At 52.9% G+C, this 15,146-nt stretch carries 13 protein-coding genes and 5 tRNA genes; 14 read left to right on the top strand and 4 right to left on the bottom strand.

Translation table 11 applies throughout. From position 1 onward, the window contains the following. Window positions 1-16 precede the first annotated feature (16 nt). The 3 genes from PCH05_RS22315 (at window position 17) to PCH05_RS22305 (ending at window position 1,004) form a co-directional block, all read left to right on the top strand. Window positions 17-92 (top strand) — tRNA-Asn (locus PCH05_RS22315). A 7-nt stretch (window positions 93-99) separates the two neighbouring features. Then, window positions 100-188: transfer RNA gene (locus tag PCH05_RS22310), tRNA-Ser, on the top strand. 390 nt (window positions 189-578) lie between these two features. Next, window positions 579-1,004 (top strand): VOC family protein, encoded by a 426-nt coding sequence (locus tag PCH05_RS22305; protein WP_127606039.1) that lies wholly within the window; start codon window positions 579-581, stop codon window positions 1,002-1,004. A gap of 151 nt (window positions 1,005-1,155) precedes the next feature. On the opposite strand, the gene tlp is transcribed toward PCH05_RS22305, so the two are convergent. After that, complete coding sequence (tlp, locus tag PCH05_RS22300) at window positions 1,156-1,365, bottom strand: small acid-soluble spore protein Tlp (RefSeq protein ID WP_127606037.1); 210 nt, start codon at window positions 1,363-1,365, stop codon at window positions 1,156-1,158. A gap of 214 nt (window positions 1,366-1,579) precedes the next feature. Between tlp and PCH05_RS22295 the strand changes: the two genes are divergently transcribed. The 3 genes from PCH05_RS22295 to PCH05_RS22285 all read left to right on the top strand — a co-directional run bounded on the left by PCH05_RS22295 (window position 1,580) and on the right by PCH05_RS22285 (window position 2,027). Beyond that, a tRNA-Glu gene (locus PCH05_RS22295) sits at window positions 1,580-1,651 on the top strand. A gap of 194 nt (window positions 1,652-1,845) precedes the next feature. Further along, window positions 1,846-1,921, top strand: a tRNA-Lys gene (locus tag PCH05_RS22290). A 20-nt stretch (window positions 1,922-1,941) separates the two neighbouring features. Further along, window positions 1,942-2,027: transfer RNA gene (locus tag PCH05_RS22285), tRNA-Leu, on the top strand. Between the two features lie 194 nt (window positions 2,028-2,221). Here the strand turns inward: PCH05_RS22285 and PCH05_RS22280 are convergent. From PCH05_RS22280 to PCH05_RS22270, 3 genes are all read right to left on the bottom strand, one after another. Then, the gene (locus tag PCH05_RS22280) at window positions 2,222-4,171 is read right to left on the bottom strand and encodes an amidase family protein (RefSeq protein WP_127606035.1); all 1,950 of its coding nucleotides are present in this window, start codon (window positions 4,169-4,171) and stop codon (window positions 2,222-2,224) included. Between the two features lie 215 nt (window positions 4,172-4,386). Beyond that, window positions 4,387-5,223 (bottom strand): AraC family transcriptional regulator, encoded by an 837-nt coding sequence (locus tag PCH05_RS22275; protein WP_127606033.1) that lies wholly within the window; start codon window positions 5,221-5,223, stop codon window positions 4,387-4,389. A 122-nt stretch (window positions 5,224-5,345) separates the two neighbouring features. Continuing rightward, window positions 5,346-6,002, bottom strand: coding sequence for an urease accessory UreF family protein (locus tag PCH05_RS22270; protein ID WP_127606031.1), 657 nt, complete (start codon window positions 6,000-6,002; stop codon window positions 5,346-5,348). 357 nt (window positions 6,003-6,359) lie between these two features. Between PCH05_RS22270 and PCH05_RS22265 the strand changes: the two genes are divergently transcribed. The 8 genes from PCH05_RS22265 (at window position 6,360) to PCH05_RS22230 (ending at window position 15,088) form a co-directional block, all read left to right on the top strand. Continuing rightward, window positions 6,360-7,988, top strand: coding sequence for an AraC family transcriptional regulator (locus tag PCH05_RS22265; protein ID WP_127606029.1), 1,629 nt, complete (start codon window positions 6,360-6,362; stop codon window positions 7,986-7,988). 107 nt (window positions 7,989-8,095) lie between these two features. After that, window positions 8,096-9,106, top strand: a complete 1,011-nt coding sequence (locus tag PCH05_RS22260) for an ABC transporter substrate-binding protein (protein ID WP_127606027.1) — start codon at window positions 8,096-8,098, stop codon at window positions 9,104-9,106. Window positions 9,107-9,143: 37 nt separating this feature from the next. Next, window positions 9,144-10,151: a FecCD family ABC transporter permease gene (locus PCH05_RS22255; protein WP_127606025.1), complete on the top strand. Its 1,008-nt coding sequence runs from the start codon at window positions 9,144-9,146 to the stop codon at window positions 10,149-10,151. After that, window positions 10,144-11,163 carry a FecCD family ABC transporter permease gene (locus PCH05_RS22250; RefSeq protein ID WP_371860574.1) on the top strand — a complete coding sequence of 340 codons (1,020 nt, stop codon included), beginning with the start codon at window positions 10,144-10,146 and terminating at the stop codon, window positions 11,161-11,163. Before PCH05_RS22255 ends, PCH05_RS22250 begins: the two co-directional genes overlap by 8 nt. Window positions 11,164-11,188: 25 nt before the next feature. Then, window positions 11,189-12,748, top strand: a complete 1,560-nt coding sequence (locus PCH05_RS22245) for an alpha/beta hydrolase (protein WP_127606023.1) — start codon at window positions 11,189-11,191, stop codon at window positions 12,746-12,748. 255 nt (window positions 12,749-13,003) lie between these two features. Next, complete coding sequence (locus PCH05_RS22240; protein ID WP_164766762.1) at window positions 13,004-13,666, top strand: ThuA domain-containing protein; 663 nt, start codon at window positions 13,004-13,006, stop codon at window positions 13,664-13,666. After that, window positions 13,666-14,328, top strand: coding sequence for an SDR family NAD(P)-dependent oxidoreductase (locus tag PCH05_RS22235; RefSeq protein WP_164766761.1), 663 nt, complete (start codon window positions 13,666-13,668; stop codon window positions 14,326-14,328). Before PCH05_RS22240 ends, PCH05_RS22235 begins: the two co-directional genes overlap by 1 nt. A 25-nt stretch (window positions 14,329-14,353) precedes the next feature. Then, window positions 14,354-15,088, top strand: coding sequence for an SDR family NAD(P)-dependent oxidoreductase (locus PCH05_RS22230; RefSeq protein ID WP_164766760.1), 735 nt, complete (start codon window positions 14,354-14,356; stop codon window positions 15,086-15,088). Window positions 15,089-15,146 lie beyond the last annotated feature (58 nt).

Raw genomic sequence — 15,146 nt, 5'->3', positions numbered from 1 at the left:
TACCACTTGTAAACGTTCCCTGATAGCTCAGTTGGTAGAGCACTCGACTGTTAATCGAGTTGTCACAGGTTCGAGTCCTGTTCGGGGAGCCATTTCTTTGGAGAGATACCCAAGTGGCTATAAGGGGACCCTCTGCTAAGGGGTTAGACTGCGTAAGCGGTGCGAGGGTTCGAATCCCTCTCTCTCCGTTCTAGCAATAGCATCGCAAGAGCTCCCGCGCGAAAGCGCCGGGAGCTTTTTTGTGCAAAGGGATGAGAACCCTCAGGAGAGGGTTCGTCGGAGCATGAGCATCGGAAGGAATAGCATCGCAGTCCCGACCGGAGGGAGGGTATCCCTCTCTCTCCGTTCTAGCAATAACATCGCAAGAGCTCCCGCGCGAAAGCGCCGGGAGCTCTTTTGTGCAAAGGGATGAGAACCCTCAGAAGAGGGTTCGTCGGAGCATAGGCATCGGAAGGAATAGCATTTTTATCGAATCAGCGAAAAAAATGATGACAATCAAGCTGTCACCAATTTATTGCTATAATCGAAGTATAAGCAGATGCATGGCGCATTTTAATAATAGAAGGAGGTATTTCATTATGAATCCAAGTATATCCGTCTTGACCCTGGGAGTTGACGATTTGGAAAGAGCGCTGATCTTTTACCGGGATGGCCTGGGGCTGCCCACGGAAGGCATTATCGGAACGGAATTTGAGCACGGCGCCGTCGCGTTCTTTGACTTTCAGCCCGGCATGAAGCTGGCTATCTGGAAAAGGGACGACCTTATCCACGATGCGAACATCGTGAGTACCGCACCGAGCAGTGCGGAGTTTACGATCGGCCACAACGTCGCCAGCAAAGTGGCGGTCGACCAAGTGATGGAACAGGCGCGTCTGGCAGGAGCCACGATCACCTCCCCGGCGCATGATACGTTCTGGGGAGGGTACTCAGGCTATTTTCAGGATCCTGATGGTCATTTGTGGGAAATCGTCTGGAATCCCTCCTGGGAGTTTCCAGTGGAGTAAAGGAGGGAAGACGGGGAACGGCAAATGCATCCCCTCTTTTTTTGATTTTGAAGCCGGTCATATCTCCGTTTGGATATACATCGTCAAGAAGCTCCCACCGTTATCGGTTAGGAGCTTCTTAAACAGGGAAGAGAGGGGTTTTGAGTCCACCTTACTTCTCGTCCTGATATTCCTCTTCAAAGCCTTCGATGGCTCTTTCGCGTTTCGTGTTCTTGTGCTCCAGATTGTGAAGCTCTTGTCCGGAAATTTCATCCGCATGCTCGTCCAGGTAATCGTTGGTTTCCTGGATATTTTCGCGTGTGTTGTCGATCGCGTTTTGGATTTTTTCCGCATTATCGGAACGGTCATCTGGTTTAGCCATTGTTAGGTCTCCTTTATATGTGTTTGTGGGATCGGATTGGAACCATCCTTATATGTGACAAGCCAATCATAAGATGCCATGAGATGAACAAACTTATACATACCTACCAGTAAAAAATGCGGTGAAACAATCATTTGAAAAAACTCAAAAAAAGTACTTGTCATGTCCCAAAAATTCTGGTAAGATAATTTTTGTTGTCACGCTTTGTTAATAAGGCCCGTTGGTCAAGGGGTTAAGACACCTCCCTTTCACGGAGGTAACAGGGGTTCGAATCCCCTACGGGTCACTTTATTTACAACTTCGCTAAGGGATGAGAACCCAATAGGGTTCGTCGGAGCATAAGCTTCGATAGCGTTACATCGCAGTCTCGAGCGCAGCGAGAGTATCCCCTACGGGTCACTTTATTACAAACTTCGATAAGGGATGAGAACTTAACGAAGGTAAAAATTCTTTTTGGCACACATCCTAGTGAGTCAGCGAGAGCCATTAGCTCAGTTGGTAGAGCACCTGACTTTTAATCAGGGTGTCGAAGGTTCGAGTCCTTCATGGCTCACCAGTTTTATTTTCCCTATACGTGCGGTAGTGGTGGAATGGCAGACACGCTATCTTGAGGGGGTAGTGGGCGTACGCCCGTGGAGGTTCGAGTCCTCTCTACCGCACCATAATGACAACAGCACATCCTTGCGGAAGCAAGGATTTTTTTGTGTATAAATAAGTAAAAAAAGCTAAAGCGCACCCCGCTGTTTAATGGAGAGATTTTCCCGGAAGGGGAGCCTCTAACCGGTCAGCAGGAGGGTGCGCTTTTGACATTATATCATATTAATCATGGCAACTTTGTTATCTCTTCATAAGGATGTTACGGTGTCAATTCCGGAGCCTCGCGATGATGCGTTTGTTGCTCGTAGCTGTATGCGAGCTTGATCAATTCGGGTTCGCTGAAGGCGCGGCCGAAGAAATCGATGCCGACCGGCAGATGATCCGCTGTAAAGCCGGCTGGTACAGTGACGGTTGGCCACCCGGTGAAGGAGCTCAGTTTGAAGGCGTCTCCGGCTACCTGTTCTTCGCCGACTTTCACGGCTGTTTTGGATGAGGTCGGGAAGATCAGGGCGTCGAGTTGGTTATCTGCCATCATCTTTAGCACGGCATCCTGCACATATTTAGTACGGAACAGGACGATATCCTTATATTCCTGCGCATCCAATGATGTCCGGTTGTTTCGGTCGATAAGCGCCTTTTTAATCGAAGGATCGTACTTCCCGGAAGCGATCAATTCGTCAAGGGATTTGTACGGGGCAGCGTCTCCAAGCGATTTGAGGTAATCGTTAAACTGGAATTTGAATTCCCAGGCACTTAGGCTTCCGTATTTATTGATGATATCGAAATTCGGGATTTGTACGTTGTCGACGAGGATGGCGCCAGCGGCCTTCATTTCCTCGATTGCGCGGGAGGCAACGGAATTAACTTCGGCGTCGCTGCCGAAGACTTCTCGAACGATACCGATCCGGGCGCCTTTGAGACCGTCTTTATCCAGATAGTCGGTGTAATCTTTGGGCACGAAGCCTACGCTTTTCGCTGTTGCGATATCATGGGGATCATAGCCTGCCGTCGCATTCAGGATCAATGCAGCGTCGGCAACGGTACGGGCAATGGGGCCGCCGGTATCCTGGGTAAGCGCCAGTGGAGCGATCCCATCACGACTGGATAAGCCGACGGTCGGGCGGATGCCGACCAGGCTGTTGAACGAGGAAGGGATCCGGATGGATCCGCCGGTATCGGTGCCCATGCCGACGGCGGCGAGGTTCGCGGCAACTGCGGCAGCTGTGCCGCCGCTGGAGCCTCCGGGCACGCGGGTCGGGTCGTATGGATTAAGCGTTTGCCCGCCCATTGAGCTGACGGTCGTATAACCAAAAGCGAATTCATGCAGGTTTGCTTTGCCGATGATAATGGCGCCGGCATCCCTTAATTTTTTGACCTGTGCCGCGTCATCTGGCGGGGTTACGCCTTTCAGGCCGATGTTACCCGATGTCGTTGGCATATCGTATGTATCGTAATTATCTTTGACGATCACCGGTATGCCGTGAAGCGGGCTGCGTTCCCCTGTGGCCGCTCGCTCCATGTCGAGCTGCCTGGCGGTATCAAGCGCCTTTGCATTTAGGGTGAGAATACTGTTCAGGCTCGGCCCTTGGTGATCATATTTTGCGATCCGGTCCAAATACTGCTGCACCAGTTTTTCGGAAGTGAGACGTCCGGTTTCCATTGCCTTTTGCATATCCGCGATGGTAGCTTCGGTCAGCTGGAAAGGCTGCAAATACTGATAGAGACGGTAGACGATGGCGGCTGCTTCCCGATGGGTTAGCATTTTGCCGTAGCCGAACGTTTGAGGGGATTTACCCTGCATCAGCTCTGCTGTGTATACATTGGAAATCGCTTTTTCGTAGGGGCTGTTTGGAGCGATATCCTTATAGGCGATCGATTTGGCATAAGGTACATTAATGGCTGAATTCAGAAGAGAAGCTGCTTTCTCGCGTGTCAGGTGTTCTTTGTCATTCGATGCGGCGAGAGATACGCTGGAACCAGCAGCTTCCGCGGCCCGTTTCACAGCTTCGGCGAACTCGGCGGTAGTGATCGGTGAACTGCTTAAAGTGAGGGAAGTCAGCGATTGGGGCATCCAGCTCGGGGACGAGGCTTCCGTCTTCTCGCTGCCGGAGGCGGGGGAGACTGCCGGAGAGGCGGACGCGATGATCGGGGTAAGGGATAGAGCAGAGATAAGTAGAAGCGTTAGTAGATTTCTTTTAAAACTCTTCATAGATTCTCCTCCTGTTATAAAAGATGCCATATCGCGAAAGGAAAGGCTTTGTTCAAAATCCCTGCACCCCGTGATGGAGAAATCTATGGCGGATAAGCAGGGAATGGGGATAAACAAGAGGCCTTTCTATCGTCGTTGCAGTCTATTATAGCGGAGGAAATCTAACATGAATTGTATAAAACGGAAGATGTGTCAGCTATTATGACATAATATATTTAAGATTGGTGCAGGAGATGCGTTAACCAGCTTGTCGGGCATTCCCGGGAAAATTTTTTGAACTCGCGGATGAAATGAGCTTGGTCGTAATACCCGGACTCTGAAATAATATCGACATAGGTGTTATTGCGGGGCTGCAGCAGTTTGGCGACGGCCGATTGAAAGCGCGTGATTTGGCAAAATGTTTTGGGAGGCATCCCGACGAATTTCTCGAAAACGCTGCGGACATGCCGGGTTGAACAGTTCAACATTTCGGATAGATCGATCAGGTTCATATTTCCGCGGGAGATGTAAATCTGCTCGATGGCAAGCATAAGCTCTTTTGCGCCTTTTTCTGTTTTTGGCAAAGATGTGCTCCGAAGGAGGTTGATCTCCTGCTGGAAGGCTGAAATTCGGCTGGAAAAGGATAAAGTCCCTGACTGAATTTTTGGACAGCGGTCGGAGGGGAGAAATTCATGCAGCGGAACAGAACGGTTCGCCAGTTTTTTCATGGGGATGAAAGCGAAGGGGGCAAGAGACGCAGGGAACATTCTGGCGGCAAAATACGTTGTTCCTGACTGAAGTATAAGGTCTGCGCGGCTGCTGATGCTGCCGTATACTCTTGGAATGGATACGTTGCTGCCATAGGGGAACAGAATGTCTAGCCAACCTCCGGGAAGGACGGGACAGCGCCCGGAATGCTCCATGGGGATGGAAAATTGATAAAAGAGAACGGGGAAGCTGGATGGAAAATGGACCGGTTGTTCGATATAGTCATCGAAATGTTGGGCAAATCCCGGCTGTAGGGGCGGGAAAATCTCGAAGGCTGTTGCTGCGGCTGCGGGCTTGTGGTTCATCGATATCTCTCCTTCGCAGGGAATGGTTTATATTAAAAAAAGGCAATGTGCTGCTGGAAGCAGCCTTTGCCTTTTTTGATTATGGGTCATGAACGTTTCGGACAGTTCCGGAGTGGAAGGGGCTAAGCGATGTGAGGGCTGGTTGCCTTCGATTCATAGTGTTCTTTCGCGAGGATATCCTTCTCAAGCAGCCAAGCCTTTTCCATTTCTGCCGTCCATTTGCTTGCCAACATTTTGGCGTCCTGGCGGGGGAGGCTGATGGAGAGTGCGCTACCGTATACGCATGTGCACACAGCGGATTGTATGTAGCCGTACACGGCTTGGTCACAGCTTATGCTGAGTTGATAGTTGATGTATGCATGTACGGTGGCCAAGCTGGCAGGACTGAGATTTTTCAGCGTGATCTCCTCCAGGATGGCTAGGTTTAACCATGGATACAGGACTTGAGCCAGCTTGACGAGTCTCTTTCCTTGTTTTTTGGCGATATCGTATTCCCGCGCCGATACGTTCCGGCCGAGCAGATTGTTGTCGATACGGGCTATTAAAGAGATGTCCGACTGCTCGGCTGCCTCGTAAACGGCTTGGATGGCGGTACCGTCTTGCCGGACGATCCGGTTCATCATGGGATGAAGGAAAAATCCTTCAAGCTCTCTCTGGGTTTGAATACGTCCGTCTGAAATACGGTTTCTTAAGTCAAACAAGCAGTTGAAGCCTCCAACCGACAAATCATGCTCCAGCATTTGCACGTAATCAAGCAGTTTGGTGCTTTTGTCGTTCAACAGGGGTCACCTCCATGAAGGAATGTATTCGTTTTGAAATAAAATATGATAAATTTTGCGTTATATACATGTTATTAAATACTACATAATCTATGTTGTTTATCGAATTCACTAATATAATTGTGATATAATATCACATATTATTTGGGATTTGTCAATAAATTCAAATAAAATACCTGGTATTAACTCTATTTGTGTTATTGAATATAACATAAACTATTTCGACCGAATCAAAACATGAATGAATGTTGTCCCGAATCCGATGGCGAATGAACTGCTTGGGTTACAAAGAGCGGTTTGGTTATGATATGATACTTTCATATGATAATGATAACCATTCTCAATTAAAAGGCGGTAATGGGATTGACGATAGATTCAAGCAACCTGGTCAGGGATGTACTGAGTGCGAGATTGTGGGAAGTGGATTTTTTTCGCGGATTGGGACTGCGGCGGGAATTACAGTTAGCGGTGCAGCATGCTTTAATTGTGCTTTTAAATGGGGAGGCGAGCCTGGAGCTCGAGGATCGGGTCATCCGGATGGGGGAGGGCAGCGCATATCTGTGCCCGGCCGGCAGAACCTTTGGCGTTCGTGGTCACGCATCGGAAGAGGTGACGGTTGCGGTGTTTCATTTCAGCCTCTATTTTGCGGATCCGTCCCAAAAAGAGACGATGCATGAAGTCGCCGACGTAATGGAGATGCTTCACGAAAATAAGATAGGCTCCATGTCTCCGCGACGATTGCATACCATATGCCGTAAGGTGTACATGCTTGCACACCAGGAAGAACCCGTAAGACGATGGCGGGCCCAATTGGACTTTCAGGAGATGCTGTATGAGCTGGTCTCAGGTGGCGCCAACGACTCGAGCATGGATAAGGCGGAAGCGCTGGAACGGGCAAAAGCCATGATCGAGGAGCGGTACGCCGAAGAACTGACGATCGACCGGCTCGCAGAGGTTGCAGGGTTCAGCGTAAACTATTTTGCGGACATGTTCAAAAAAACGTACGACCGCAGCGTCATGGATTATGTGACGCAGGTACGAATGAATAAGGCGAAGCAGCTGATGCTTGGATCGGAGAGCTTGCTGAGGGAAATTGCGCATGCAGTTGGTTACCGGGATGAGTTTTATTTCAGCAGGAAGTTCAAAAAGGAATTTGGCCTGTCTCCTACGGCGTACATGAAAATAAAAAGAAACAAAATCGCCCTCTACGGTTCCACCGCGCTGCTGGGTTATATGACTCCGCTCGAGATGATTCCGTTTGCCGCTCCCCTGCACCCGAAGTGGTCGGCAGAGTACCATACCCTCGCGTTGGAAATTCCCGTCCATCTGGATGCCTACCGCCAAAATCACAACAAAGCGGACAATCTGGCCAAGCTGGAAGAAGTACAGCCCGATCGGATTATTTGTATCAAGGAGCTTGATTTATGGGAGAAGGAAAAACTAAGGCAAATCGCGCCAGTCTACGAGCTTAGCCTGGAAACGGAGGATTGGCAAGGGGAGCTGCGCCAACTGGCATTCGAGCTGGACCGGACCGAAGAGGCAGAGCAGTGGCTGAAAGCTTTTACCCGGAACATATCCCGGCAGCAGCAGCTGGTCTCCCAAGGCCTGCAGAACGCTTCCGTTATCGCCTTACGCGTCTGCGGTCAACGGCTTACATGCAATCATAGCCGGGCCGTTCAAGAGGTGCTGGTTCATTTGCTCGGCTGCCGCTTGTCGGATCTTCCGGGAGGAATGAACAGCGAAGTGACCATGAACGATCTGAACTCGGCGGAGGCGGAGAACATGCTGGTTCTGGTCCGGCAGGACTCGGAAACGTTGGCTTTTTGGAAGCAGCTCTCCGCATCTCCCGAATGGCTGTCCCTGCGTCCTGTTCGGACGGGAAGGGTACATACGATTTCTTCTTACCCGTGGCGGGAATATTCTCCCATGGCCATCGAACGTATGGTTGAAAGGGCGGTAAAAATCCTAACCGGGAAAAATCCATGAGAAATCGTGAAAAAGTCCATGGCGAAATGGATGTTCCTCCTTTACTATCAATAATGATAATCATTATCAATTAAAGAAGGAACGTCGAAGGGAGAAATCAGAGAGAAATGAAAAGAATGAAGCTATGGATCGGGGTACTGCTGGTGTTTACCGTCTTGCTGGCGGGCTGCGGCAAAGAGAACGCCGCTACGGAGACGAACACGTCCCAAACATTGCAAACGGCTGAAGGGAATCAGCCTGCCGCCAAAACGGAGGAGACTTCGGCATCGTCGGATACGAAAGTCGTGAAATATCTGGACAAGGAGTACACGCTCCCCTCTCATATAGAACGCATCGTCATTGTCGGCGCCGTGGAGGCCATGGAGGATTCCATCGTCTTGGACGTCCATCCGGTCGGTGCCATTACGTTTTCAGGTAAATACCCGCCGCTCTTCGAATCCATCACCCAAAACGCGACGCCGATCGGGGAAAAGATGGAGCCAAACTTTGAGACCATTTTGTCACTCAAGCCGGACGTCATCCTGGGCTCCAGCAAATTCAAGCCTGAGGTCATCGAAAAGCTGGAAAAAATCGCGACAACGATACCGTACTCGCATATTTCGACCAATTGGGAAAACAATCTGAAGCTTCTGGGCGAGCTGAGCGGCAAGCAGGAGCAAGCGGAGCAGGCGATCGCCAAGTACAAAGAGGACCTGGAAGCGGGCAAATCCCAAATCGGGGACGGCATAAAGGATAAAAAGGTTGTTGCGGTGCGGATCCGTCAGGGTGAATTATACATCTACCCGGCGGGCGTGTTCTTCAACCCGGTTCTCTACGAGGATCTCGGATTCACCGTGCCTGCCGAAGTCCAGGCTGCGAAAGCGCAGGAGCTGGTATCGAAAGAGAAATTTGCCGAGATGAACCCGGATTACCTGTTCATTCAATTCTCGCCGGACGAAAACAAGGATACGCCGAACGCACTGGACGATTTCGAAAAGGATCCGATCATGAAAAGCCTGACGGCGTTTAAAACCGGCAAAGTGTTCGTCAATGTGGTCGATCCGCTTGCGCAGGGCGGCACGGCATACAGCAAGATCGAATTCCTGAAGGCGGCTTTATCCAAGCTTGCCGAAAAATAATTCATTGACCCAGCTTACAAAGTAAGGCGTGTTGAACATGCGGTTAAAACGTACGCTGCCGGCGGTTATTCTTGGAATAGCGCCGGCAGCCATTATATTGTTGATATTTGCTTCGGTTTTATACGGGGCCAAAAGCATCACGGCCGGGGAAATCTGGAATGCCGTCACGGCTTTTGATCCGGATAACGTGGATCATCAGATCATCATCAGCTCCCGGCTGCCGAGGGTGGTCGGGGCCTTGATGATCGGCGCCTTCCTTGCGGTGTCGGGAGCCTTGATGCAGGGCATGACGCGGAACTATCTGGCTTCGCCCTCCATCATGGGCGTTTCGGACGGCTCCGTTTTCGCCGTGACGCTGTGCATGGTTTTTTTGCCGCACGCGAATCCGGATATGTATATCGTCAGCTCGCTCATCGGTTCGGCAATCGGAGCTGCCCTCGTGTTCGGGCTGGCCTGGTGCATCCCCCATGGCCTCAGCCCGGTAAAGCTGGCGATCCTCGGATCGATTGTCGGCACCTTTCTAAGCGGGACAGCCCAAGCCTTGTCGAGTTATTTTCAAGTATCGCAAAACATCAGCTTTTGGTATAACGCCAGGCTTCATCAAATGGATCCCGAGATGATCCGGATCAGCATTCCGTTTGCCGTCGTCGGACTGGCGCTAGCGGTCGCCATATCCAAATCCGTGTCGGCGCTGTCCCTCGGGGAGGAGATAGCCACGGGCCTCGGTATTCGCACCTGGCTGACGAAGGGGCTGGCGATCCTGGCCGTCATTCTGCTTACCGGCGTCTCGGTGGCGCTGGCGGGCAAGGTGGCTTTCGTGGGACTGATCATTCCCCACATCGCGCGCTTGTTCGCCGGGGCCGATTATCGCTGGATCATCCCGGTATCGGGCGTGCTGGGCGGCATTTTTCTGGCCGCTTGCGATATTGCGGCCCGTTTTATCAACTATCCGTTTGAAACGCCGGTAGGCGTCGTCACCGCTTTGATCGGCGTGCCATTCTTCTTGTACCTGATCAAAACCAAGGGAGGTGCGCAGCGTGAATAAACGCAAAAGCGGCCGGTTTTGGACGGTAACGGTGCTGGGAGCGGCCATCGCGCTTATGGCGGCTTACCTCAGCTTGACGAACGGCACGTTCGATATGTCGGTGTCCGAGGTTCTGCAGACGCTGCTGCGGATTCACCCGCAGCCCGAGCATGACCTGGTCGTGTTCGAATTTCGGCTGCCGCGGATCGTGCTTGGGGCCCTGATCGGATTCTCGCTAGGAATCGCGGGAGCGATCGTGCAGGGCGTAACGAAAAACGGGCTGGCCGATCCGGGCATTCTGGGCATCCATGCAGGAGCGGGCCTTGCAGTCGTGCTGTTCATGTTTTTATTTCAAGGAAGCGTGACGGCTGCAGGCTGGCTCGGCGTGATGATGATGCCGATGTTCGGAATCGTCGGCGGCCTGGCGGCTACGACCGCGATTTATTTGTTTGCCAAAGAGGACGGCAAGCTTGATCCGCAGCGGCTGATTCTGGTCGGCATTGCGATCGCATCGGGCTTTGGTGCACTGACAGTCTATATTTCCCTGAAAATGAATCCCAATGATTACGAGATGGCCGTCGTGTGGCTGGCGGGCAGCCTGCACAGCGCGAATTGGAAATTCGTTGCGACGATGCTTCCTTGGCTGCTGCTCGTACCCGTAGTCTGCATGCGGGCCCATGTGCTGGATCTCTTTCAGCTCAGCGACGAGAGCCAAAAGGGCCTCGGCATGTCGGTGGAGCGGGAGAAAAACATCTTTCTGCTCTGCAGTGTCGGACTGGTGAGCGCGAGCGTCGCTGTGGCCGGTAGCATCGCCTTTGTCGGCTTGATCGCGCCTCATCTGGCAAGACAGCTTGTCGGACTGAAGCATGTCCACATCCTTCCGGCCAGCGGCGTGGTCGGCATGATCATGGTGCTCGTGGGCGATTTTATCGGGAAAACGATTTTTGCTCCGGCCGAGCTGGCCGTCGGGATTGTCGTATCAATCATTGGCGTGCCGTATTTCGTGTATTTATTGATCCGTGCGCGCGCTTGAGTTAACCCTAAGTAAGGAGGTACTTATGAATCCGTATCAGCAGCTTCATATCGGAGAGCGGCGAATACTCGTCTATTTGCCGCCTTCCTATGCCCTGAATGCCGACCGGCATTATCCGGCAGCCTACGTGCAGGACGGCGGGGATCTGTTTGCCGACTGCCATAATTATATTGAGCATTTGTACGCGTCCGGGCAGCTTGAAGAGACGATTCTGATCGGGATCGTCCCGCATGCGCGGGGCGATGAATACACGCCGTGGAGAGCTCAGGCGCTCGTATCCGGCAATCCGGCCTTCGGCGGACAAGGCTTGGCATATGTGAATGAGGTCGCAGACGTGATCAAACCGTATATCGACAGCCATTTCCGTACAAAAAAAGAAGCGGAGCATACAGCGATGATCGGCGGATCGTTCGGCGGACTGATTTCCTGGTTTGCCGGCTGCTGGCGCCCGGAGGTCTTCGGGCGGCTGGGACTGATCTCCGCCTCGTTCTGGTATGAAGGCGTCATGAATCATCTCCGCGATTATGGCGGCGCAGCAGAACATCAGCGGGTCTACATGTCCGTCGGAGACCACGAAGGCGTGTATAAAACGAACCGGCAGCGGGATATGGTGGATAACACGAAGACGGCTTATCAGCTGCTGCGGGAAAAAGGAGCCGAAGAGAGCCGCCTCAAGCTTGAGATCGTGCCGGAAGGCACGCATGATCCGGTATTCATGGCGAGGCAGCTGCCCAAGGCCTTGGCGTGGCTGTTCGGCGCAGGCGATGCCGGCGGGGGCCGGGCCTTGAACCGGGCGGAATCCTTTCGCATTCCGGGCACGGCGACCTGGAGCATGCGCTCGGGCAAGACGGGACGGCAATACCGGATTTTCATCGCCGAGCCGATGGGACCATCGCCCGAAACGGGTTATCCGGTACTCTATTCCCTGGATGCCAATGCCTCCTTCGGCTCGCTGGCTGAAGCGGCCAGGCTCCAGACGCGGGGGCCGCACGGCATCACACCGGTGCTTATCGTCGGGATCGGGTACGATTCGGAGCAGCCGATCGTCTCGAAGGAGCGATTTTGGGACTATACAGTTCATGCAGATGCATCCGAGCTTCCGCCCAGACCTGACGGTTCCGCCTGGCCGCCTACGGGAGGCGCGGAGGCTTTTCTGGACTTTCTGGAGCATGAGCTGAAGCCTGCGGTGGAGGCCGCTTATCCTGTGGATCGCTCCCGGCAGTCCTTGTTCGGCCATTCGCTGGGCGGATTTCTAACGCTGTACACCTTGCTCACGCGTCCCGAAACATATCGGCGTTATTTTGCCGCGAGTCCTTCGATCTGGTGGAAAAACCAGGTTTTGCTCCAGCTGTGGGAGCAGAATCAAGGCCGTTTGGGACTTGAAAAGCTAGGGGCTGAGCTGCACCTGAGCGTGGGTCAGATGGAAAAGCCCCATATGGTCCGGGATGCGGAGCAATTTTATGACATGCTGTCTTCCAGCGGATATGGCCCGCAGAAGCTTTCGATGCGCGTGGTTGAGGAAGAGGGACATGTATCCCTGCTTCCTGCTCTCATCAGTCCGATGCTGCGCCGGGTGACGGTCTGAACAATTCGTTTTCTTGTACTTATAAAAAGATAGAGCAATCGAAAAGGCGGAGCACTCCGCCTTTTTTGCGTTTACTGCCCTTCCGATAAAGCCGTTGCAAAGCGTCAACATATCGACATGTCAGCTCAACGCATGCACTAAGCGGGCACCAAAATGATTCCGACAACGTTTTCGATTTGTCTTGTAAGTGAATGGGATTTCTGGAATACTGGTCTTATTCGGAAATATGTAAACGCTGTTAAAGGGAGGGCAATTATGCGCGTTTTGGTATTGTGTGATGATAACTGGCATCCTGCACAGATCGTACAGGAAGGTCTGGAGCCGCTGCGGCAACACGGATTTGAGTTTGATTATGTGCTCGATACCGGGAGCGATTTCCAGCTTGGCTTGGAGAATCGTTTAAGAGAATATCCCCTGCTCGTTTTGGCCAAATCCAACCGGGTCTCCGCCGAAGCGGAAGAGCCGTGGATCACCCCGCAGGCGGCAAAAGAGCTGCAGTCTTACGTGAGCGAAGGGGGAGGCCTGCTGGTTCTTCATTCCGGAACGGTTGGTTACAAGGATTCAGCGGTCATGCGTGATCTGGTAGGAGGCGTATTTACCCATCATCCCGAGCAGTGTCCGGTTGCGGTGGAACCTGTACCGAGCCACCCGATTACAAGGAACATACCGGCATTTGACATCAAGGACGAGCATTATTTTATGGACATGACCGGGCACCGGGACTTGGACGTCTTTTTGACCACAAGCTCCGAGTACGGACAGCAGCCCGGGGGCTGGACCCGGGAGCAAGGTGCAGGCCGCGTCTGCGTATTGACTCCGGGTCACCATGCGGAGGTGTGGAAGCATCCGGCGGTACAGCAGCTGCTCAGACAATCACTGGAGTGGTGCAAGCATGGAGATCAAGGGAGGGACGCATGATGACCTGGACGGTACTGATTACGGAGGCTCATCTGCCGTGGAGTCAGGCGCTTAGCCGGTATTTTGCGCAGCAGCAGTGGAAGGTCATTGCCTGCATGCCCGAGGAGAGCTGCGCGAACATCAGCTTTACCGATCAAGATCAGATCCGCGTTGTACCGCTGGATGCGCGTTCGAAGGCGTCGGTACAAGCTGCGGCGGAACATGTTCAGGGCATGACGGATCATATCGACTTGATCATCGGCCAGGGGGCTTCTGATGAAGAGGGGGAACTGCCGGGAATTGCGGCCGTGTCTCCTTCCCGGCTGATGGAAGCCTTCAACGCGAACGCGCTTGGCCCCATCCGTATCGTGGAAGCGTTCCTGCCGATGATGACTCAGGGGATGAAGCGGATCGCTCTTCTCACCGACCCGAAGGGAAGCATGGGACTCAGCCTGCCTGAGTCCGGATTCGGATACGGCATGTCGAAGGCCGCTTTACATATGGCATTTACGATGATGCACGGGGATTTAAGACGAGACGGCTTTACCTTCCGCCTGTATGCGTCGGCCCTGGAAGAAGAGGAGAACTCCGCTCAAACAGCATTTCATTATTTTACGCAACCGCGTGAGGATGAGGAAAGAATCGTGATTCTTCATGAAACGGGCGCGGAACTTCCGCTATGACGGCAGGGAAAGGGGAGAGCTTAGTATGAACCAAACGGCAGTAGTGACGGGGGCGGATCGCGGCCTAGGACTGGGCATGACCAAAAGGCTGCTGAAGCTGGGGTGGCATGTATTTGCCGGCAGCTACATGACGGACTGGCCGGAGCTGCAGAGCTTTGCGCAGCAGGAGCCAGGCAGGCTCGTGCTTGTTCCAATGGATGTATCCAGCGATGCCAGCGTGGAGGAAGCCGGGAAGATCATTGCGGGGCATACAGGGACGGTGGATTTGCTCATTAACAACGCGGGAATATCGACGCGGAACTTTCGGAGCATTCATGAGCTGCAGGACGACGAGGAGGTTCTGCGCATATTCAATGTCAACACGGTCGGCCCGATGCGGGTCGTACAGGCGCTGCTGCCGCTCATGGAGGACAGCGACCTGAAGCGCCTATGCTTTGTTTCGTCGGAAGCTGGAAGCCTGGCCAGAAGCTACAGGGATAACTGGTATGGGTACTGCATGTCCAAGACGGCGCTGAACCGCGGTGTACAGGGCTTGTTTCACGAGCTGCGCCCGAGGGGTTATACCTTCCGTTTGTACCACCCGGGTTGGGTCAAATCCTATATGTCCGGCCAGCTCAGCACCGAAGGCGAACTCAATGCAGATGATGCTGCGCGGATGGCTGTCGCTTATTTCATGCGGAATCGTTATGAAGGACAAGGCGTATCCGATGAGGACCGTTTGGTGATGCGGGATTGGCTCGGCCGGGAATGGCCTTGGTAGCGGATACCAAGCGAATAATGAAAGCCCTTCTGGCTTGAGCAGAAGGGCTTTTTGGTGT

Source organism: Paenibacillus chibensis (assembly GCF_004001045.1).
Taxonomy (GTDB): domain Bacteria; phylum Bacillota; class Bacilli; order Paenibacillales; family Paenibacillaceae; genus Paenibacillus_AQ; species Paenibacillus_AQ chibensis.
Note: the sequence above shows the minus strand (reverse complement) of the source record. Positions and strands in the feature narration are given on the sequence as shown.

Excerpts from the sequence above, each read along its gene's own strand:
- PCH05_RS22305 (WP_127606039.1), top strand. The coding sequence starts at position 579 with ATGAATCCAAGTATATCCGTCTTGACCCTGGGAGTTGACGATTTGGAA.
- tlp (WP_127606037.1), bottom strand. The coding sequence starts at position 1,365 with ATGGCTAAACCAGATGACCGTTCCGATAATGCGGAAAAAATCCAAAAC.
- PCH05_RS22280 (WP_127606035.1), bottom strand. The coding sequence starts at position 4,171 with ATGAAGAGTTTTAAAAGAAATCTACTAACGCTTCTACTTATCTCTGCT.
- PCH05_RS22275 (WP_127606033.1), bottom strand. The coding sequence starts at position 5,223 with ATGAACCACAAGCCCGCAGCCGCAGCAACAGCCTTCGAGATTTTCCCG.
- PCH05_RS22265 (WP_127606029.1), top strand. The coding sequence starts at position 6,360 with ATGGGATTGACGATAGATTCAAGCAACCTGGTCAGGGATGTACTGAGT.
- PCH05_RS22260 (WP_127606027.1), top strand. The coding sequence starts at position 8,096 with ATGAAAAGAATGAAGCTATGGATCGGGGTACTGCTGGTGTTTACCGTC.
- PCH05_RS22255 (WP_127606025.1), top strand. The coding sequence starts at position 9,144 with ATGCGGTTAAAACGTACGCTGCCGGCGGTTATTCTTGGAATAGCGCCG.
- PCH05_RS22245 (WP_127606023.1), top strand. The coding sequence starts at position 11,189 with ATGAATCCGTATCAGCAGCTTCATATCGGAGAGCGGCGAATACTCGTC.
- PCH05_RS22240 (WP_164766762.1), top strand. The coding sequence starts at position 13,004 with ATGCGCGTTTTGGTATTGTGTGATGATAACTGGCATCCTGCACAGATC.
- PCH05_RS22235 (WP_164766761.1), top strand. The coding sequence starts at position 13,666 with ATGACCTGGACGGTACTGATTACGGAGGCTCATCTGCCGTGGAGTCAG.
- PCH05_RS22230 (WP_164766760.1), top strand. The coding sequence starts at position 14,354 with ATGAACCAAACGGCAGTAGTGACGGGGGCGGATCGCGGCCTAGGACTG.